Source organism: Yersinia aldovae 670-83, from assembly GCF_000834395.1.
Classification (GTDB): Bacteria; Pseudomonadota; Gammaproteobacteria; order Enterobacterales; family Enterobacteriaceae; genus Yersinia; species Yersinia aldovae.
The window spans coordinates 3,722,373-3,742,779 of the sequence record NZ_CP009781.1 but is presented as its reverse complement, the minus strand read 5'-3'; the positions used below and the strand labels follow the sequence as shown (position 1 = coordinate 3,742,779).

Genomic DNA, 20,407 nt, shown 5'->3' with positions numbered 1-20,407 from the left:
AGAAGTCACGACACCTACTTATTGAAAAGACATTTAGCATTTGTAGAAAAGATCAATAAAATAATACATTGAGAGTATATTTTCGTATAAATCCACTTTATTGTATTTTATAGAGCTTTACCGGGAACATATAAGATGAGTAAATAGCCATCAGCTTAATAAAGTTGATTCTTCTCTTCTTCAGAAATACAAGGTAAAAAACCTTTAACTTGATATTTAACAATAACATTCAATAAAAAATAATTTAAGAACATTCTTGAGTCCATATAAAACATATGGTTATACAATCTAACTAAGAATTCTCCTGTATTTAGTTCACATCATCTTATTTATAGATTTCTTACTCTGCATAGAATAACGCTAACTCAGCCATTAGTTAAAATAACACAACAATGCGAATGGGAATAATTATGAGTTAAAAATAATAAAAACCCGCAATGGCTTTTATTTAGTAGCCACATATTCGTCAAAAAAAACACCAAGACATACTCATTAACCAGGTAAAGCAGGGCTTTATATGAATAAAACATATCAAATCATATGGAATGCAAACACTCAACAATGGATTGTTGCCTCCGAACTTGCTGGTGGTAAAAAGAAAAGCAAATCCAGTAAACTGGCAAAATTTTGTCACTCCTTAATTATTTCAGGTTCACTGAGCCTTACCGGTGCCGCCAGCGCAGATGCCCTGGAAGTTGCTAAATTCTCACCGAAAGATGGTGGGCAATCTCAAGTTGTGATCGGTGTTGACGTGCTCACACAAGGAAGTGGAAATGGCTTTGCCGATATCATTAAGGGGGATATCGGTTATAGGACGATGACACTGAGCTATGCTCTGGCCAATGGCTATATCACCTCAGGCGCTGAGTATATCTCTCAGGATATGTTGAAATTTGGCGCACAAACGCAGAACGTGAGCTATACCGACCCCATTACTCACTCCCAGCAAACAGTTGCTACCTATAATAATAATGCAATGAGCATTAGCTCTGCGGCTGATTTCGCTTTCCCTAATAACTACGCAATTGGCCCGGATGGCCAATATGTCGATAGAACTTTGTATACCGTACAGCAGGGGGGAAATCTGAGTGTGGATGTGGGCAGTGTCGACAGTAATTGGATGAATAACCAAGCCAATCAGATTACAGCAATTATGAAAGGCTCGCAGAATAACACGGCCACATCTGCCGTATTTAAAGTCGCGACCGACGCTTCATCCGTAGCTAATGCCACCCTCGACTACATCAGCAAGACCGTGGTTGAATTAGGTAACGTCAACAATAATGCCTATAACGCAGATAGCGCTGGTAATTTAACCCCACGCTATGCCGCCGCTTTTAATGCCGGTTATGCGGGTACGGTGCAAAACAGCCAAATAGGTTATACCGAGCCAATAAATAATTTCGATGATTTCAAAAATTATAATACCGCTCTGATTGCGGCGGTACAGGCAGGCAAACTCACCCAAACTCAGTACAATACCGAGTTTAAAAAAGGGTACGACACCACCTTAAAACAGGTATTTGCGACTGCGATAATTCCTGACGATGATGCAATGAAAAGTATCGTTAACCGGGATCGGGTTGCCTATATTATCGGCGACGGTAACAAATCAATAGTTAACATTGCCACCAGCGCCAATATTCATTCATATTATAGTGATATCAGCCTGGTGAAACTGATTAATGGTGCCGTATTAAATAATAATGGCACCTTAGGTACGTTCAATAATACATTACGTGGTGCTTATATTGTTGCCACAACAGACAGTATTGTTATTAACAATGGCGTGATTGATGCGGGTACTGACAGTGAGATGGCTGCTTTCAGTAAATATACGTTGGCAGGGTCTTACAATATAAGCACTGGCAACCAAACGGGCATTATGGCTAATGGCAGCTCGGTGGTGGATAACAACGGCGTCATCAACTCAGCCCCAAGGCAAAATAATGCCGAATCAATTGCGGTCAATCTTAATGGCACAGCCAAACTCACCAATAATGGGGCGATTAACGTTGCCGCCCTGCCGGAATCTGGTGCGGTCAATGGCGAGTTCGCAACCCGCGGTGTTATCGTCCAATCTAATGCTCAATTTGATAACAAAGGGACATTGTATGTAGGACGGATGGCCCAGCGAGCAACAACTGATGCCACTACAGATATTGCTGTCACCTACCCGAACACCGTCGCTGTATGGCTGGCTAATAATGGTAAGTTTACTAATCAGAATGGAGCCGAACTGGTTATTGGTAGCTTAGCTCAAGGGGTGACGGGCGTTTATGCCAATGGTGCTAACACCGTACTCAATCAATTAGGGGTGATAAACGTCAATGGTCAGGCGGGTAAAGGCACAACGACAGCTCCGCTACAAAACATTGCCATTAACTCGGCCAATGGTTCTAAAAATATTGTCAATAATGGCACCATTAATCTCAATGGTATCAATGGCGTGGGAATCAAAGTTTTAGCCAGTAGCGCGGCGACCAACTCTGCAACCGGTGTGATTAACATCAACGGTGCCAGTGACCGTATTAATGGCACAGCCAACTACGGGATATGGTCTGAAGGCGCAGGAGCAACCGCTAACCTCAGTGGTAAAGTTAACCTGAACGGCGATAGTAGTGTTGGTGTACATGTGCGAAATCAAGGCAAAGTGAATGTGAGTAATGCCGGTGAAGTGCTCTTTACTAGCGGAAAAAATCAGACCGGTTATTACGTTTATGGCGCAGGTTCATCCATTAATAATCAGACAACCGGTGCCCAGAATGTCGCAACTGAAGGGTCAACACTGTATCGCATTGATGGCGGAGCCAGCTTTAACGGCGGTTCAACGCAATCATTGATCAACGCTGATGGTAAAAATAGCACCGCATTGTTAGTCACAGGCAAGAGTGACACGGGGAATATTGCCAGCACCCTGTCCACTGGCTCAATGAAATTGAATGTGAATGGCACAGGAGCGACTGGGGTAAAAGTGGAAGGTGGCGCTAACGGCACCATAAATGCAGAAACCACACTGATCTTAAACGGATCACAGACCACTGCCGGTATTGTTGATGGTAACTCGACCTCAATCATCGGCACGGCCGGAGTCGTAGGTTTATCTACGCTAACCTCACTTGCGACGCTCACCAGCGGAAATACCGCCAGTGATGCGATGGGTTATATTGCGCGTAACGGCGGCAAACTTATCCATAACGGTACACTTAATTTCGATCAGGCGAACAGTACTGGGGTACTGATCTCAGGCGGTACGCTTGAGAACAATAGCGGAATCTCCGTGAATGGTACGGCAGTAAATATTCAGGGGAAAAACTCTAAAGTAACAAATACCGGCACCGTGGCAGCAACCGATGGTACGGCGGCATATCTGGTTGGAGCCAATGCATCGCTGGCTCTTGATGGCAAAGGGACAACGACAGCCAGCGGCACAGCGCACGGGATATTATTGGATAGCGGTGCGGTAGGTTTGACGGTCAATGACGCGATCATTAGTGTTAATGGCAGCGGTAATGGCATTGAAAACAAAGCTAATATTGCTGGCATTCAGTTGAACGCAACCACACTCGATGCTGGCAGTGGCGCGGGCGTGCGCACCGGTGCATCAATGGCAACCACTAACAGCGGCACCATCAATGTAAACGGTAAAGGTGGTACCGGCATTTTGTTCGCCAATACCGACTTGAGCATGACCAGTTCGATACTGGATATGTCGAAATCACAGCAGTTGATCATCAATGTGGCAGGCGAAAATGGGATTGGTATCGATAGCCGCTCAACAGGTGATATCAAAACCGGTGCCAGTGTCAATGTCAATGCATTGAACGGTGGCCCTGCCTTGAAAATAGGCGGCACCAGCAGCAGTGTGGAGCAATCGGGGAATTTGGTTTCTAAATCAACACAATCTCCGGTCGTCGACATCAGCAGTGGCTATGTTACAACCTTCATTAACTCAGGCAAAATTCAGGCGGCGACAACCTCACAGAGTGCGGTACAAAACAGCGCGAACAATGGCGTTGCCTTTACCAACGATGCCGGTGGGGTCATCAGCGGTAAAGTGAATTTACTGTCAGGTAACAACACCGTCACCTTAATGAGTAGCAGTCAAGGCACTGATTTTATTACTGGTAGTGGCGATGACACCTTTATTCTGAAAGATATTACCGCAACTGACAGCGCTCTGTTTACCTCATTACAAGGCGGTGCTGGCACTGATAGTTTGATATTGGATAACTCACTATGGACACTGAGTGATGCCACATCGCTACAGCAGATAGATAAAATCAAGCTAATCAACAACTCCACTTTCACGCTGGATAACACCTTGCTAGCCTTAGGTGATGCTGCCGATGACAATGCCTCAACCGGCTTTAACATTGAGTCAGGTAGCCGCCTCAATGTGCGTAATAATCAGGCAGTCAGTTTTAATAACAAATTATTGGGCACCGGGCTGGTTGATGTCGATACCACCGGTAACGCCTTTGATTTTACCACCAATGCCGCCAGCAATACTTTTACAGGCACATTAGCGCTCGGAAACTCACGCTACGCCCTTTCTGGGCTGAATACACAAGCACTAACAACCGCGACACTGCAACTGAACCAAGGAAGCTATACAAAAGTTGGTACAGGCAAGCAAACCATCGGTGGTCTGGCGTTTAATGGCGGCACCATAGATTTCGGCAACATATCACCGGGTGATAAAACGGCGGTCAATAATATTCATACCCGTCAGAATATGGATCTGAGTGGTAATGGGGTAGTACAAGTTACCCTATCAAATATGATTAATTATAATCCGACACCGGACACGAAATTATCCCTACTGGCACAAGATGACGCACAGACAATATTAAAACTGGCTGACTCCGATACCACGGTCGTAGGAAGTGGCGGCAATCTGGTGCTGGAAGATCAACACGGCACAGCTATCTCGAATAAAACAGTACTTGGTATTGATCAAGATGGGAGTACCGTCGCGAACGGCACTTGGGATTATCGTCTGACGGCTGGTGATAAAAGTGATGGTCTGTATATCAACTATGGTCTGACCGAAGTTGAACTGCTGGGTAAAGGCAATCAGGCGCTCTCTCTGTCGACCGAGGGCGCAACAGGGGCTGCCAGTGATTTAAGTGCTCATGTCACCGGCTCAGGTGATTTATTGATTGATACTGGCAAAGGCAACACGCTGTCACTCTCTAATCTGGACAACGATTATCTGGGGAATACCACGGTCAGCAGCGGCACACTGGCCATGCACAATAATAATGTGTTAGGTCAAACAGATAGCTTAACGCTGGCCGCCGATGCGGGCTTAGATATGATGGGCCACAGCCAAACAATCAATACTTTGCAAAATGAGTTGGGAGGGAACCTGTCCTTTAATGATGGTTCGCTCACACTGCATCAAGGTGGGAACTCTGACGGTATTTTATCTGGCAGCGGCTCTCTGAATGTTAATGCTGGAGCGTTAAACATCAATAATGCCAACAATACCCTGGCGGTGACCACCACGATTGCGAATGCGGCCAGTGTTCTACTGACCAATGTGTCAGGGCTGGGTCGTGGTGTTATCGACAATGCTGGCCTACTAACATTACAAGGCAACACTGGCACATTGCTCAATGCGCTTAGCAACAATGGCAAGGTCGCGCTAACGCAGTCAAGCCAGGTGGCATTAAGTGCCGATAGCAGCACCTTTAGCGGCACCTTCTCACTGGATAAAGGAACACAGCTTGCTGCCAATGCCGCTAATCAGCTCGGTATTTCTGTCATCGAAAATGACGGAGTATTAGCCATCACTGCGAATAATGATTGGCAGCTTGATAATGACGTGACAGGGAGTGGTGCGGTCACCAAGCAGGGCGATGAAACTCTGACTGTGAATAACAATGCCCGCTGGACAGGGGCGACCGATATCTTAGCCGGTGGTCTATTGTTGGGCGACGGCATCCAACCAGTGACACTCAGCAGCCAGCAAGTCAATATCGCACAAAATGCATTTATGGCAGGTAACGGCGGCGTTGCAGGTAACGTGAATAACCAAGGGACGCTGTACGTTGGTGCGCAACCGAACTCAAATATAGTGCTTCGAGCCACCTCATCTCCGGCAACCTTTACCGTAGGTGGTGACCTCAGCAACGATGGCAAAATTGTACTGGCAGGCAATACTTTAGGTAACCAGTTGATTGTTAATAACAATTATACTGGCAACAATGGACATCTGTCTTTCAACACCGTGCTGGGAGGGGATGACTCACTGACTGACCACCTTTTGATTAAAGGTGATAGCGCCGGAACTACCACTGTCAGCGTGAATAACGTCGGCGGAACAGGTGCGGCAACGCTTAACGGGATTGAACTGATTCATGTCAACGGGCAGTCTGATGGCGATTTTATACAGGAAAGTCGCATTGTCGCGGGCGCTTACGACTACGTTCTGAGCCGAGGTACGGCTGAAAATAGTGGTAACTGGTATCTGGATAATTTTGGATCAGGTTCTACCCCAATTTCATATCCAATCCCGGTTGATCCGGACGTAACACCAAACGCAGCACCAACCGTTCGCCCGGAGGCTGGGAGCTATGTAAGTAACATTGCTGCGGCAAATACCCTGTTTACTAACCGTCTACACGACCGATTGGGCGAAACCCAATATATCGATGTACTCAGCGGTGAGAAAAAAGTCACCAGTATGTGGATGCGCAACGTTGGGGGTCACACCGGCTGGAAAGATGGCAGCGGCCAGTTGAATAGCCAAAGTAACCGCTATGTTATGCAAATCGGAGGTGACTTAGCGCAGTGGAGTTTAGACGGACTGGATCGCTGGCACCTGGGGTCAATGGCCGGTTATGCCAACCAACACAGTAATACTCAATCAAACCGTAGCACTCATCAATCTGAAGGTGATATCTCAGGTTACAGCATTGGGGTATATGGTACCTGGTATGCTAATGATAGTGATAAAACAGGAATTTACATAGATAGCTGGGTTCAATACAACTGGTTTGATAACACGGTAAAAGGCCAGGAACTGGCTGATGAGAGTTATAAATCGAAAGGCACGACAGCATCACTTGAAACCGGCTATACCTTCAAAACAGGGGAAAAACCGGGTACCCGTTATTACCTTCAACCTAAAGTACAGGCGACGTGGATGGGTGTGAAGGCGGATAATCATCAGGAGGCTAACGGTACCAATGTGTCCAGTGACGGCAATGGAAATCTAATGACTCGTCTTGGTGTGCGTGCCTTTATGAATGGTCACCACAGTAAAGATGATGGTAAAGATCGTGAGTTTGAACCATTCATTGAAGCAAACTGGATTCATAATACTAAAAACTTCTCCACCAATATGGACGGAGCTACGGTTTCTCAACAAGGCACCAAAAATATTGCTGAAATTAAAGTCGGCGTTGAAGGGCAAATCAACAAACAGCTTAATACCTGGGGTAATGTGGGAGTGCAGGTAGGTGATGCGGGTTATAACGATACGGCGGCAATGATCGGAGTGAAGTATAACTTCTGATTGGAGTATAATTAACCAGTAAATACAACACATTGAGCCAACGGTATATCACCGTTGGCTCAATACATTACCAAGATATGTTCTGATTTTGGATTATTGAATGTGAGGTTAAAAAAACAATCCATAAGCCAAAGATAAAACACATCACGCTGAAGGCGATGACTGATAGCAATCAACCACATGATAAACAAGATGTTACTACCCACCCATCACAAAACTTTAAAGCTGAAATTCAACCAAAAGTGGGTTGTGATCAGAGGCTCGGGTCACTAATACCGAAGCATCAGCCACCGAAAGACCACGGTAAAAGACAAAATCGAGCGGGCGACCAAAGGCACGGCTACGATTATCTGCACGAAACGCCACTTCTTCCAAACCAGAACCTTGAGCGAAGCGCTGTAACGCATTGACGCGCTGACGGCTCCAGGCATTGAAATCCCCCGCCAAAATCACCGGGCCACGGTGTAAGGCAATTTGCTCACCAATCGGCTCTAACTGCTTACTGTATACATCGACACCCAGGCTAAAATTCACCGCATGAATGTTCACAACCATCAACAGCCGGCCATCATGAATCGGGTAAACCGTCACTAAAGCTGATTTAGATAAACGCAGCAGCGGTTCACGCTCGCGTAACGGACAACAATAAACTGGATGTGCAGCAGCCAGCGTCATCACGCCAGAGGGATGCTGGGGCAGCGCAAAAGCTGGAACTTGATCGGCGGCCTGGTAATGAGACGTAGCAAACCGCACCAGCTCAGGTGTCGTTTGTGCTTCTTGCAGTAACATCAGTTGAGCATCGCGCCCGAACTCTTTGAGCACAGAGAGCCATTGCGCCCGCTGCTGCTTAAAGATATTCCATACCATCACCCTCAGAAACTCAGATGTAGGTAATGGAGCACCCGGCGGTAACCCCTGCCCCAGTAATTTGGCGGAGCCTGGGAAAATCTGTTCAACCGGTTGACCTGCAACATACCGCATTGCATAGGTTCGTTTCGGCACTTTAATGGCCTATTCCTTATTCGAAATAACTCCGGCTTAAGAGGAGCGGCAGCCGGTCGTTTCTGATTATACGCTCAGTTGCTGCCACCCGTAATTTCTTTTAGCCACGATATTATTCTGATATTGGGATACTCAAAGACAGATTCAATCTATACGCTTAATGAAGATAAATAACGCATCACGTTTAATACCGCTTTGAGCAATCGCCCCCCTCGCCATCGCATTGATTTTCATTGCTCAATATACTGCGTTATACGTAATTTCTTGATAAATAATCAACAATCGAGTTGTTACGGCCAGCGACGGATCACCAATGAGGTATTAATACCGCCAAAAGCAAAGTTATTTGTCTGGAAAAATTCAGTATCGATATAGCGCCCTTCGCCCATCAGATAATCCAGGTCACCGCAGGCCGGGTCTGGATCGGTCAGGTTAATGGTGGGGGCAAAACGCCCGGCTCGCATCATCTCCAAACTCATCCAGGCTTCAAGCGCGCCGCAGGCACCTAAGGTATGACCGAAATAACTTTTCAGAGAGGAAATGGGCGTCCGATTACCAAAAACTGCGGCCGTAGCCTGACTTTCTGCAATATCTCCGCGTTCAGTCGCGGTGCCATGCGCACTGATATACCCAATGTCAGCAGCAGACAGGCCCGAACTCAATAACGCCTTTTCAATACAGATTTGCATCGTCTCTTTTTGCGGCTGAGTAATATGGCTGGCGTCGCAATTCGTGTAAAAACCAATAATTTCGCCATAAATTGTGGCTCCACGGGCTTTGGCATGATCTAACTCTTCCAGAATTAGCGTGCCTGCCCCTTCGCCAATGACCAAACCATCACGCTGACGATCAAATGGCCTTGGTGATAAGTTTGGTGAATTATTTAGCTGGCTGGTCGCAAATAAGGTATCAAATACCGCGGCTTCTGAAGGGCATAACTCTTCTGCACCACCTGCAACCATCACGGTTTGATAACCATGACGGATAGCTTCATAGGCATAACCGATGGCCTGACTGCCTGAGGTACATGCACTTGACGTCGGGATAACCCGCCCACGCAAACCAAAAAACAATCCGGCGTTCACCGCCGCCGTATGCGGCATCATTTGAACATAGGTCGTACCGGTAATGTTGTTGGTGTGCTTTTCAGTCAGCATGGTGGCAAATTCACTCACCGGCTTGGTACTGCCGGTAGAAGAGCCATAGGCAATACCGGTATCACCGTTGGTAAGCACCTCCTCACCTATCAGCCCTGACTGCTCCAAAGCCAGCTCAGTGGCGCGGGTTGCCAACAATGATACTCGCCCCATCGAGCGGATACGCTTACGGGTGTAATGTGCCGGTATGACAAAATCGTTAATCGGCGCGCCTAAATGGGTATTCAGCCCCTGATACTCTTCCCACTGTGGCATATATTGCACTGCGTTTTGGCCAGCATAAATACGTGCTGCAATATCAGCCCAGTTATTACCAAAGGCGGTGACACCGCTCATTCCAGTAATCACTACTCTCTTGGTGGCAACCATCCTGCGGCTCATATCATTCCTCCATTGATTGAAATCACCTGTCGAGTGACATAACCGGCAATATCTGACATCAGATAGCTGGCTAATCCAGCCACCTCTTCGGCTTCCCCCATCCGTTTGAGTGGGATCATGCGCATGGCTTCATCCAGCGCGGGAGGTTCCATATTGATCATGCCAGTATCAATCAACCCCGGTGCAATGCAATTCACGGTAATCTTGCGTTTCGCCAACTCCAGAGCCAACGCCTTGCAAGCCCCGATAACCCCCGCCTTAGCCGCACTGTAATTCACCTGCCCGCGATTCCCCACGACACCAGAAACGGAGGAAAGCGCAATAATGCGCCCGCCTTTACGTAAGCCGATCATTGGCATCACGCAGGGGTGCAAAACATTGTAGAAACTGTCCAGATTGGTATGAATGACACCATCCCAATCCTCTTGCGTCAGTGCCGGGAAAGCACCATCGCGGGTGATACCGGCATTGTTCACCACGCCATAGTAGCCGCCATAAGTGTCAATATCCTGCTCCAGCACCTCTTTACACTGCTGCCTCGCACTGATATCAAAACCGAGCAAACGCCCTTCACCACCCGCGCCAGTTAACTGAGCCAGCGTCGCCTCAGCACCGGTTGCATCACGGTGATAATGCACAATCACTAAAAAACCATCCGCCGCCAGACGCAGTGCAATGGCACGCCCTATCCCTTTACTGGCCCCGGTGACTAAAACAGAACGCTTCATGCGCCATTCCCCAATGTAAGTTTTTTTATTTCTTCAGCATCTGGCTGATAGGTATTTAACCGGCCACGAGCGACTGGCTTCCCGGCAATACTGATATCGCACTCGAAACTGCCAATTTTTTCATCTTGTAGGATTAAATGAACGCAGATCTGAAGCTCGCAGCCCGCCGGAAATACCGCCAATTCACAGCAGATAGCCCGCCCACCAAGCAACATCCCTATCGTGGGTTGGGTTGCTTGCTCCAAGCCATGCCAACCACGCCAGACGCCAATGGTCTGCGCCATTAACTCAATAGCAAACCAGTTGGGAAGGCAGCCTTGGGCATCAAGAAAAGGAGCAAGAACGCCATCCTCACTCAGGGTAACGCGGCATTCAGCGCCCTCTTCCCCTACCGCATAGACCTGATCCAACATTACCATCGGTGATTGATGTGGCAGGTAATATTCAGCGGAATGCGCCATCAGCAAGCTCCTAAGATCAAACAAGCATTGTTACCGCCAAAAGCGAATGAATTAGACAAAATGACCGGTGCGCCGAGTTTTGCCGGCCCGGTGACCAAATTTATCTTGGCTAACGTCGTATCCCACGCGCCTTGAGAAAAATCCTGAACCGGCAAAGGCAAAGCATGACTCAACATCAGCCAGCTTAATGCCGCTTCAGTAGCACCAGCGGCTCCCAAGGTATGGCCGGTGAGATGTTTCGTTGAGCTACAGGGTGTCTGATGGCCAAAGACCCGATTAACAACTAGTGATTCTATCTGATCATTTAAACGGGTTGCCGTGCCATGCAGATTAATGTAACCCACATCCGCCGGCTGCATTCCTGCCTGGCCTAATGCCATCCGAATCGCCTGTTCCGCCCCATGCCCCTCAGGATGAGGAGCGGACATATGCCAGGCATCGGAGGATTCCCCCACGCCCAACAACGCGACAGGCGCAGGCTCACGCGACAATAGAATGAGCGCCGCCGCCTCACCCACGTTAATCCCCTTGCGCTCTGCGGCAAAAGGAGTGCAACGCTGCGCTGACAATGACTCAAGGCTGTGAAAACCATTGATTGGCATACGACACAAACTATCTGCACCACCGACGATGGCAGCATCGACGATGCCTGCATCAATCAGGCGCTTGCCACTGATAATCGCCCGCACGCTGGAAGAACACGCGGTGGAGACGGTATAGCTCGGGCCGGTCAGACCTAAATAACGGGAGAGGAAGATACTGGGATCACCTAACTCTTGCTGTTGATAAGCATATCCAGCCGGAAAGCGCTCCGCCTCCTCACCCGCAGCAGGCTGATATTCCCTGACCGCCCGCTCTCCTTCAAAAATACCTGAGGTGCTAGTACCCATAATCACAGCAAGCCGGGAGGCACCATAGCGAGTGATACATGCAGAAACCGCAGAGTGAATCTGTGATAACGCCGCCAGTAACAGACGATTATTACGACTATTGTGCAGTAAAAGGTGCTCAGGTATTGGCGGTAATTTAGCATTAACTGCACCGAGCCAAATCGGTGTATCCCCCAGAAGCCAGCCCTGCTGAGGTGCCATTCCCGGAGCCTGCCCGGTACTGAGATTCTCGCTCACCTCAGACAGTGTATTGCCTAACGCATTGACCATCCCGACCGCAGAGAAATAGACCATCGCTGTTAACCCTCCACATTTTGGATAGCAATACGATAGTGAAATACAAACTGCTCAATGGCTATTGGCTTACGGATATCACCTGTCATTTGATAGCTAATCTCTGTCACTGTTTGGCCCTTATCATCGTACAATCTGCGCTTATCCTCCTCATCCACCAGCCGCCAATTTGCAGGCAATAGCGGCTGCCATGAGGCGATGGGCCAATAACTCAACATAATATCGGCAAGTACCTGGTTTGCTGGAGGTAACCCAACAATTTTCATGGTTTGCTCTAGATGAATACCTTGTTGGTCATAGGAAACTTTGAATAAACGGATGCCCAGCGGTGACAACCCAACCAACGTTAAGCGCTGCCCATCCGCATGAAGTAGCACTAATAATGACTGCTGCTTTCCCTGTGCAGTTGCTGTCAGTAGCTGCTGCTGATTGACTGGTTCGGCGATCGTCGGTGACGGTAAAGCTACCCTGACCCCCGGTTTAAGCCAGGCTTTAGGCTGTGTTTGGTCTGGCGAATGGGCACACCCTACCATCAATAAGGCTAAAACAAATAACACCCCACGGCGTTTATAGCTCATGCGGGCTCTCCTTTGGGCTTGGGCAGCGCCAGAGGCGCTAATAAGAAGGCCGTAAATACACCGCTACTCAGCACAATACCAAAGCTACTAATAGCTTGGGTGTGGCTGAAGACCAACATGCCGAAAGTCAGTTGAGTGGTGAACACCGCCATAAAAATGGCAAACATTGAGGTACTGGGAGTGCCGCGAGGGTTGGTGAAGAACAGGGTATAATTGATGCCAATACCCAGCACCAATATCAATGCCAGTAGCGAGAAGAGGTTCAATGAGTGCCCGGTCAGAGACAGTACAGCCAGCCCCATGCCTAATGAAAGGAGTGTGGGAGTCACACAATACACACCGCGACGCAGGCCCAAGCGCCAACAATAAGTTACAGCAATAACAAATACTGAAACCAGCAGTAGCCATGATAAGTAAGCACGGTAAAGAGAAAATAGCGCATTGAATTCAGTTTTTCTGTCAACCCAGGTCACCCCCGTTGTCGACGCCGCCAATTGTTGTAAAGCTGTAGGATTACTGACGCCACTTACAGGCACTAACATCGCGGTTCGCCCATCGGGTAATGAGAGCCACAATAGTCGCCAGCCTTCACTGACAACCGAGTCAAGCCACTGTGACGGAACCACCCACCGCGCCTGACTACCCGCTGCCGTCAAATCTGGCGAGGAAACGCTAACACCGGCCTGTTGCAGCGTTTGGATAATGGCCGGTGCAGTTTGCTCAAGTAACGCTAGATTTTGCTGCTGCCGCAATAATGATGGCAGAGGCAACACGCGATAACGCTCAATCCATCCGGCCTTTTTAGCCTGCGATAACTGTGGCGAGAACTGTTCTAAGCGCTGCAAAGCCTGCTCTGCATTATCACCATAAACAACAAACCATTTCTGATCACTGTGCTGCCCCGTTAGCGCGGCGATACGCTGTTCCTGCTGCTGAAATTCACGCGGCATCGCCTGTAGTTCACTGATGTCATCATTAACCTGTAGTTCCGCTAACCCACTGATAATAAGCAAAATAATTAGTGCGGGCAACCCTAATCGCAGCACTCGATTGGTTTGCCAATGATTTAGCCACAGATGAATAAGCTTTAGACGGGGTATCGGGCGAACCGGTAATCGTTTAGCCAGTATCGGGTACCAACACATCACCGTGACACAGGCGGCGGTTAGCCCTGAGGCGGCAAAAACAGCCAATTGCTGCAATCCGGGGAACGGCGCGATAAGCAAAATCAAATAAGCGATTACGGTGGTCAACAGCGCCAGCGACAGCGCAGGGAAGAGTTTTACCAAACTCTCAAGCGGTGTTGTCTGACGGCCATGCGCCATGCGGTCTGTCAGGTAATAAAGCGTGTAATCGGCTGAAATACCGATAATACTGGCACTCAATACCAGTGTCATTACATGAACTTCGCCAAAAGCCAGTAACGTGGCAACCGCGCCTGCCAATGCCCCGATGGTTATCGACAGCAGGCATAAAACCAGTGGCAAGAGTGATTTAAACATGAAAAAGATCAGCAGGAAAACACCGGCGATCGATATCAAACCAATAGTAGAGATATCACTTTCAGCCTGCTGGCTGGCATAATTGCTGTAAAAAATCGTACCACGCTCCAGCACTTCAGTGCCGGGCCAGCGCTGCTGAAGCTGCTGCTTTAACTCAGCTAAAGCCGCGACGGTATTACGCGCGCTGGCCATATCATAAGATGAAGCGCGTAACTCTCCGTGGATCAAATACCATTGCCGCCCGTGGCTATCTTTCGCCACCAGCCATCCTTTATTGAGACTTAATGTTCCACTGTTTTGCTGTTGCGCCAACTGTGAACCACGCACCAGCAGCAAGGGGTCATACTGCAATTCTTTACCACTCACCCCAGCAAACGCCGAGTACGCCTGCCCGAGTATCCACTGTGCCTGCGCATCTCCCCCCTGGCTTAATCGCAGACGAGTCGCATCATCAAGCAGTACATTGCGGTGCTGAAAGAAAAAAGCACCCCACTCTTGTAGGCGTTTGGCTGTCATTTCACCACTGACCTGATGCAGTGCTGGCATTGCTTGTAACTGCTGCAACCACCAGTTCACCGGAGCCAATTCATCGGTGGCAGGGCTAACCAGCCAGACTAACTGACGATCAAGGCGTTGGCTAAAACCTTCGGTCAATTCGGCAGGAACGCCCGTCAATGTCTGTTTAGGCAACAACGCCAGGACACTGCTATTAATCTGGCTACGGGGAATCAGCCAGAGTAATGTTGCCAGTAGTAGCAAACAGATGAATAACCAGCCGATAGCCAGTTTCCGGTGGCAATCAGTACGCAAAAAGCTGCTGTTCGGCATGGCTCAAAGTCTTAGGTTCAGTTAATTGGTTGAAAAAACGGATGTGAGTTCCATCTCCCTGCATATCTTCTATATCAATGGTTTCCAGAAAGTATTGACCGTGCAACGTAATGGTTTTAAACAATTTATCCAATGGTGTTGTTTTCGGCGTAAGCACTAACACCCAACGATCCTGGCCGCTGTCAGTAAAGGTTAAGCTAAAGTTTTGTTGCAAAACCGCCGTGTCGGCATGGAACAGCGCCGTTAATAAGTGATTAAACTGGAACATTTGCGGATTACTGTCGGCCGTAATCACTTGCGCAGGCTGACCGGTCATGGTTTGCACCATACGTTTATCATCTAACAACAGCGTCAGAGCAAAAGGTTGTTGCTGTGACCACCACAGCCCTTTCTCGCGAGAAATAAGCAATTTACCATTTGATTTTAAAGGCTTATCCATACCGCTAATACTGCGCTGTTGCTCAAATTCGGCACGCAATACCGGTTGCTCACTGAAACGTTGTTGCAGTGATGAGAGTGTTACCGCATGAGCACTGGCACACAGGCAGAATAATATCGCCGTCAAAATAGACTTCATAAGGCAATACCCATCTTTTCCAGCAACACCGGTGGAGAAACAAAACTCATTTCTTTTGTTGATGCCTTAACCGCCACCTGAATGGTGTATCCGGTCGTCATGCGTTTGCCGCTGGCTGCATCATAAATCTGGTAACCGATACGTAAGCGATTTTCATATTCTTCGATGGCCGCGCAAATATGAATACGCTGTTCGAATTCAAGCGGAGCAATATATTTCACTCGGGTGTCAACTATTGGCCACACGTAGCCTGAAGCCTCCATCGCACGGTAACCATAACCAATTTGATTTAGTAATGTTTCACGCGCAATTTCAAAATAACGGAAATAATTGCCGTGCCACACTACCCCCATCGGGTCGATATCATGGAAAGGGATATTGTGGACTATCCGGGTAGTAAAACGTGGGTCATCGGGTAAATTCATGTCACGGATTTCCTTGGTTTGGCTTTTCATCGTTTAAGTGCCAAAAATCATAAAAATTAAACCAGTCAAGTGGCGCTAATAAACTGTAATACTCCAGACGGGCGGCATAACGATCCACCGCCTGTTGCAGAGCGAACTGACGATCTGCTCGCGGTAAGACCAATGGATCGGCGAAAGGCTCGAAATAAACATGCAATCGGGCAGAAGATACCTGGTCACAGGGACCAATGGACGCAGCCTGCCGCCGTTGTTCGGAGAGCCTTAAACCGAACATCAAAAATACCGGACAACGTAATGCACAAGCCAAGGCAAAAGGCCCGACAGGGAATGGCGCAGGGTGACCTAAAAATGAACTCCAGATGACTCTGGGCTGGTTATCTCGTTGATAAGGGCTGGCTGAGGTCCTGTCACCGACAATCGCCACCCATTCACCTTCATCCAGCTTTTGTCGCAATAAAATGGCGGTATCCGGCCCAATGGATGTCACCTGAATGAGGTTAATCAATGCGTTTGGATTAATCTCCTGCATTATCTGATTAAAACGGGCCGCGTGATGGGTGAAGACCAATGCATTCACTTTCACACCGCCAGATAACTCAGCTAAAGCACGACAAGACTCAATATCCCCTAGATGTGATGCCAGAATTAGCGCCCCCTGACGGCTGGAAATTTGCGCTTCACAGCGTTCACGACCGACCAAAACCACATTTTTGCCAACCACAAGATCCCCTTGCCAGCTCGCCAATTTATCGAGCATAGACTCACCGAATCGCATGAAATGGCGAAAACTGTTTAAAGATGCCGGTAAGGGATGATTTCGCTGCTTAGCGAAAGTGGTCAGCCGTTGTAAATAGCAGTTTGACGCCTGACGTTGACGCTGGCCGGTGAGCCAAAAATAGCCTATAACGGGGTATAACATCAGATTAAAAGCAGTACGCCCCAACACTTTGTAACTGCGTAACATTAAACGCATTCCCCACACCCCACGACGTTCTTTCGTTTGAGACCAGTGGTGTTCGGGCTTTTGCAAGTTACGTTTCAGTAACGCAGGAATACGCGGCAACATGCCAAAAAACAAGCGTGTGTGCATCCAGGAAATACGCAAATTGTCGTACAATGCATCAAAATGCGAAATACCTTCTTCAGGATAAGTGACTCGTGTTGGCAAGAAACGGCTCTCCGTCCCCCGCCAATATAATCTCACCATCACTTCAGTATCAAAATCCATCCGCACGCCCAATGGGTGATGAGCAGCTAAAGCCAGTGTTTCCGCAATGGGATAAACACGAAAACCGCACATGCTGTCCTTCAGCGATAAAGATAAGGTTTCAATCCATACCCAAAAATGCGTGATATAGCGGCCATAAAGCCTCGCCTTCGGCACTGACTTATCATAAACCGGCCGCCCTGAGATTAGGCAATGGGGATGTTTTTCCGCTTCTGCCAGCATGATCGGGATATCCGATAGCTGATGCTGACCATCTGCATCAACTTGCAAACCGTGGCTGTAACCCTGCTCTTGCGCTATTGCCAATCCATTCAGTACCGCATGGCCCTTCCCCTGATTTTCGGGGTGTATTATCAACCTCACCCAAGGATATTTCGCCGCCAGGCGCGTTAACTCATTTGCGGTATAAATATCACTACCATCATCGATTATCAGACAAGGAAGTTGGTACACTGCGAGCTGAGATAAAACGTGCATCATGGTGTGACCATGATTGAAACAGGGGATAACCACGCACGGCGTGAAAGCGGTTACTGACATAAGGTTATCTTTCCACTACTGGCCGTTATTTCGCCGTGGACAAGGTATTTAAATATCAGTTTATGATTCATATGTTCCCAATTAAGCACTAATGTCACATTGTTTTCCGGCATAAGAGGCCGCTGGAATTTGACGACATCAATGCTTTTTACCACCGGCAATGGACCTAATAACTGATTGGAAAAGTGAATAACCCAATTAATTTGGGCCACGCCAGGTAATATTGGACAGTTAGGGAAATGACCTCTAAACCACAACAAATCAGCAGGTAATAAGAGATCGATATTAGCAGTGTGATCGCCTGTTACTTGCTGACTGATGACAACGGGTAACATCATAAAAATAACTCCTGTAGCCGTGCATAATCACGCTTTCCCTGCGGGTTCACCGGTATAACATCAATCACACGTAAACGGCGAGGAAGCGAGACCGGCTCAAGCCAATGGCGTAAAGCACTACGCAAATAATGCGCAAAAACCCCCATTGGTACCGCAGAAAAATGAGCTTCTCCGGCGTCAGTTAACACCACAACTGCGGCGATATTCACTCTTTCGTTTTGGGTTAAGACCAATACCGTTGCATCTGCAATATCAGGCAGTGAAATGAGTCGTTGTTCTATTTCCGTGAGCGAAACACGCTTTTCTTCTATTTTAACGATGCGATCTTGACGCCCCATCAAATGAAAATACTGTCCGTTATCAGACAGCTCAATAATATCGCTCATTGGCACTCCCGTTGACTCAGGTATCAGGGCTGAATAAACGGTAAAAGTATTGTCGCTATTGATATCCAGAGTGACACCCACAAAAAATTGCCACGCTTGTTGCGGTTGTAACTGCTGGCGATAAGCGAGAAGGCCGGTTTCGGTCGCACCATAAATCTCGATTGGTAATATGCCTAGAGCATTCAGGGTAGATTGGGCCTCGTGAAAATTAAGCGGGCCGCCAGCAGAAAAGATCTGTTGACACAAAACTGGCCGTAACTTCGTGTCTAGTCGCTTCAAAAATGCAGGGCTGCTAATAAAGATAGGTGAGCAAAATTCAGACAGTAACTGGAGTTGCTCATGGTAACTAACCAACTCAGCCTGAAAGGGAATACCCAACGAAAGAGGCAAAAATATCCGAAAAGTCAGCCCATACAAATGCTGATGAGAAACAGAGGCAACGAATAATAGATGCTTATTGCTATCAAAGTACGGTTCCCATTGCGCAGCTAGCCATTGGCTTTCAATGTCCAGACTCGCAACCGATTTGACGACGGCCTTGGGCGCGCCAGTAGAACCCGACGTGAAAAGGATCAATGAACCATTGGAAGACCAGTCAGGCAGTGGAGGATAAGTTGTATCAATAGATACATGACCAGCTAGCGTGATGTTCGGGCAATCAAGATTCAGTAATTGGTCTGTCAGAATTCCATCGAACTCATGCTGTTGCTCTTTGAGCACCGCTTCACGCAAATGACCGAAAATAACCGGTGTTCTTTGGCAATACAGCGTAGCCAGCAATGCGACGGTAAACCAATAACTGTTTTCAAAACACAGCGCCCAGCGCTCATTAGGTGAAATAGCCATTTTATGAGATAGACAGGCAACATCACACCTGAATTGATTCAAGGTGATAACCTTGGTACCGCAAATAGCGATAACTAAAGCATCATCGCGAGAATGATCCAGCCAATTCGCCATGGGCAGATTTATTGTGGTTGAACTCTTTTCCTGATTATCCATTCCAGACCCATCAAAGAACCAATAAGTAAATAGCTCACGCCGCCGTTATATAAAACCCATAAATGCATATTGCCGTACAAACAGGTCGCCAGCGCAATCGTGCCATTTACTGCAAAAAAACCACACCATACCTGTGTCACTTTTCGGGTATAAGCCACTGCGTGAGGTGACAACTCAGGCTCAGTCAGCCTTGCCAATCTTTCAATAATGGCTGGGGGGCAAAACAAAGAATAAGTAAACAGCGTCAGTAAAAGGAGGTTTACTACCACCGGATAAAATAGCAACCACTGTGCCTTCCCTAAAAACCAACTTGCCAAAGACAGAGTAATACCAGCGAGTGCTAACGCTTTACCTAGCCAAAGTTGCTGTTTAATCTTGCTGCGCACGACAAAAAGCCGCAATGTGAACATCACCAACAATATTGGTGCTAATACCTGCATTCCCCAGCGCGCCAAACCAAACCATACCGCAAGTGGATAGGCCGTTAGTGCAATAACCGTGGAAATTTTGAGCAAAACAGTCAGGCGACTAATGAATAAATCTTTTTGATTAGCGGTCACCT

At 47.8% G+C, this 20,407-nt stretch carries 14 protein-coding genes; 1 reads left to right on the top strand and 13 read right to left on the bottom strand.

Features of this window, described 5'->3' with window-relative positions; translation table 11 throughout:
• Positions 1–517: 517 nt before the first annotated feature.
• On the top strand, positions 518–7,528 hold the full coding sequence (locus AT01_RS16775; protein ID WP_042547953.1) for an autotransporter outer membrane beta-barrel domain-containing protein: 7,011 nt from the start codon (positions 518–520) through the stop codon (positions 7,526–7,528).
• A 219-nt stretch (positions 7,529–7,747) separates the two neighbouring features.
• Here AT01_RS16775 and AT01_RS16770 read toward each other — a convergent pair whose 3' ends face one another.
• The 13 genes from AT01_RS16770 to AT01_RS16710 form a co-directional block, all read right to left on the bottom strand.
• Positions 7,748–8,509 (bottom strand): endonuclease/exonuclease/phosphatase family protein, encoded by a 762-nt coding sequence (locus tag AT01_RS16770; protein ID WP_004703137.1) that lies wholly within the window; start codon positions 8,507–8,509, stop codon positions 7,748–7,750.
• Between the two features lie 311 nt (positions 8,510–8,820).
• Positions 8,821–10,056, bottom strand: a complete 1,236-nt coding sequence (locus tag AT01_RS16765; RefSeq protein WP_200889104.1) for a beta-ketoacyl-ACP synthase — start codon at positions 10,054–10,056, stop codon at positions 8,821–8,823.
• Between the two features lie 8 nt (positions 10,057–10,064).
• Positions 10,065–10,796 (bottom strand): 3-ketoacyl-ACP reductase FabG2, encoded by a 732-nt coding sequence (locus AT01_RS16760; RefSeq protein WP_042547951.1) that lies wholly within the window; start codon positions 10,794–10,796, stop codon positions 10,065–10,067.
• The gene (locus AT01_RS16755; RefSeq protein ID WP_042547950.1) at positions 10,793–11,257 is read right to left on the bottom strand and encodes an ApeP family dehydratase; all 465 of its coding nucleotides are present in this window, start codon (positions 11,255–11,257) and stop codon (positions 10,793–10,795) included. The genes AT01_RS16760 and AT01_RS16755 overlap by 4 nt, the downstream gene beginning before the upstream one ends.
• A complete protein-coding gene (locus tag AT01_RS16750) occupies positions 11,257–12,441 on the bottom strand; it encodes a beta-ketoacyl-[acyl-carrier-protein] synthase family protein (RefSeq protein ID WP_042547949.1) in 1,185 nt (394 codons plus the stop codon). The genes AT01_RS16755 and AT01_RS16750 overlap by 1 nt, the downstream gene beginning before the upstream one ends.
• A 5-nt stretch (positions 12,442–12,446) precedes the next feature.
• Positions 12,447–13,019: a DUF3261 domain-containing protein gene (locus tag AT01_RS16745; RefSeq protein WP_042547948.1), complete on the bottom strand. Its 573-nt coding sequence runs from the start codon at positions 13,017–13,019 to the stop codon at positions 12,447–12,449.
• Positions 13,016–15,349, bottom strand: coding sequence for an MMPL family transporter (locus AT01_RS16740; RefSeq protein ID WP_042547947.1), 2,334 nt, complete (start codon positions 15,347–15,349; stop codon positions 13,016–13,018). The genes AT01_RS16745 and AT01_RS16740 overlap by 4 nt, the downstream gene beginning before the upstream one ends.
• Positions 15,321–15,926 (bottom strand): LolA family protein, encoded by a 606-nt coding sequence (locus tag AT01_RS16735; protein WP_042547946.1) that lies wholly within the window; start codon positions 15,924–15,926, stop codon positions 15,321–15,323. The genes AT01_RS16740 and AT01_RS16735 overlap by 29 nt, the downstream gene beginning before the upstream one ends.
• Positions 15,923–16,351 (bottom strand): acyl-CoA thioesterase, encoded by a 429-nt coding sequence (locus AT01_RS16730; RefSeq protein WP_042547945.1) that lies wholly within the window; start codon positions 16,349–16,351, stop codon positions 15,923–15,925. The genes AT01_RS16735 and AT01_RS16730 overlap by 4 nt, the downstream gene beginning before the upstream one ends.
• A gap of 1 nt (position 16,352) precedes the next feature.
• Complete coding sequence (locus tag AT01_RS16725; RefSeq protein ID WP_042547944.1) at positions 16,353–18,119, bottom strand: glycosyltransferase family 2 protein; 1,767 nt, start codon at positions 18,117–18,119, stop codon at positions 16,353–16,355.
• Positions 18,110–18,457, bottom strand: a complete 348-nt coding sequence (locus AT01_RS16720) for an ApeI family dehydratase (RefSeq protein ID WP_042547943.1) — start codon at positions 18,455–18,457, stop codon at positions 18,110–18,112. Before AT01_RS16720 ends, AT01_RS16725 begins: the two co-directional genes overlap by 10 nt.
• Complete coding sequence (locus AT01_RS16715) at positions 18,454–19,845, bottom strand: AMP-binding protein (RefSeq protein WP_042547942.1); 1,392 nt, start codon at positions 19,843–19,845, stop codon at positions 18,454–18,456. Before AT01_RS16715 ends, AT01_RS16720 begins: the two co-directional genes overlap by 4 nt.
• The gene (locus tag AT01_RS16710) at positions 19,812–20,405 is read right to left on the bottom strand and encodes a COG4648 family protein (RefSeq protein WP_042547941.1); all 594 of its coding nucleotides are present in this window, start codon (positions 20,403–20,405) and stop codon (positions 19,812–19,814) included. Before AT01_RS16710 ends, AT01_RS16715 begins: the two co-directional genes overlap by 34 nt.
• Positions 20,406–20,407 lie beyond the last annotated feature (2 nt).

Bases quoted from the DNA above. Each gene is read 5' to 3' on its own strand.
- AT01_RS16740 (WP_042547947.1), bottom strand. From the start codon at position 15,349: ATGCCGAACAGCAGCTTTTTGCGTACTGATTGCCACCGGAAACTGGCT.
- AT01_RS16755 (WP_042547950.1), bottom strand. From the start codon at position 11,257: ATGGCGCATTCCGCTGAATATTACCTGCCACATCAATCACCGATGGTA.
- AT01_RS16725 (WP_042547944.1), bottom strand. From the start codon at position 18,119: ATGTCAGTAACCGCTTTCACGCCGTGCGTGGTTATCCCCTGTTTCAAT.
- AT01_RS16750 (WP_042547949.1), bottom strand. From the start codon at position 12,441: ATGGTCTATTTCTCTGCGGTCGGGATGGTCAATGCGTTAGGCAATACA.
- AT01_RS16715 (WP_042547942.1), bottom strand. From the start codon at position 19,845: ATGGATAATCAGGAAAAGAGTTCAACCACAATAAATCTGCCCATGGCG.
- AT01_RS16765 (WP_200889104.1), bottom strand. From the start codon at position 10,056: ATGGTTGCCACCAAGAGAGTAGTGATTACTGGAATGAGCGGTGTCACC.
- AT01_RS16730 (WP_042547945.1), bottom strand. From the start codon at position 16,351: ATGAATTTACCCGATGACCCACGTTTTACTACCCGGATAGTCCACAAT.
- AT01_RS16735 (WP_042547946.1), bottom strand. From the start codon at position 15,926: ATGAAGTCTATTTTGACGGCGATATTATTCTGCCTGTGTGCCAGTGCT.
- AT01_RS16770 (WP_004703137.1), bottom strand. From the start codon at position 8,509: ATGCGGTATGTTGCAGGTCAACCGGTTGAACAGATTTTCCCAGGCTCC.
- AT01_RS16760 (WP_042547951.1), bottom strand. From the start codon at position 10,796: ATGAAGCGTTCTGTTTTAGTCACCGGGGCCAGTAAAGGGATAGGGCGT.
- AT01_RS16720 (WP_042547943.1), bottom strand. From the start codon at position 18,457: ATGATGTTACCCGTTGTCATCAGTCAGCAAGTAACAGGCGATCACACT.
- AT01_RS16745 (WP_042547948.1), bottom strand. From the start codon at position 13,019: ATGAGCTATAAACGCCGTGGGGTGTTATTTGTTTTAGCCTTATTGATG.
- AT01_RS16775 (WP_042547953.1), top strand. From the start codon at position 518: ATGAATAAAACATATCAAATCATATGGAATGCAAACACTCAACAATGG.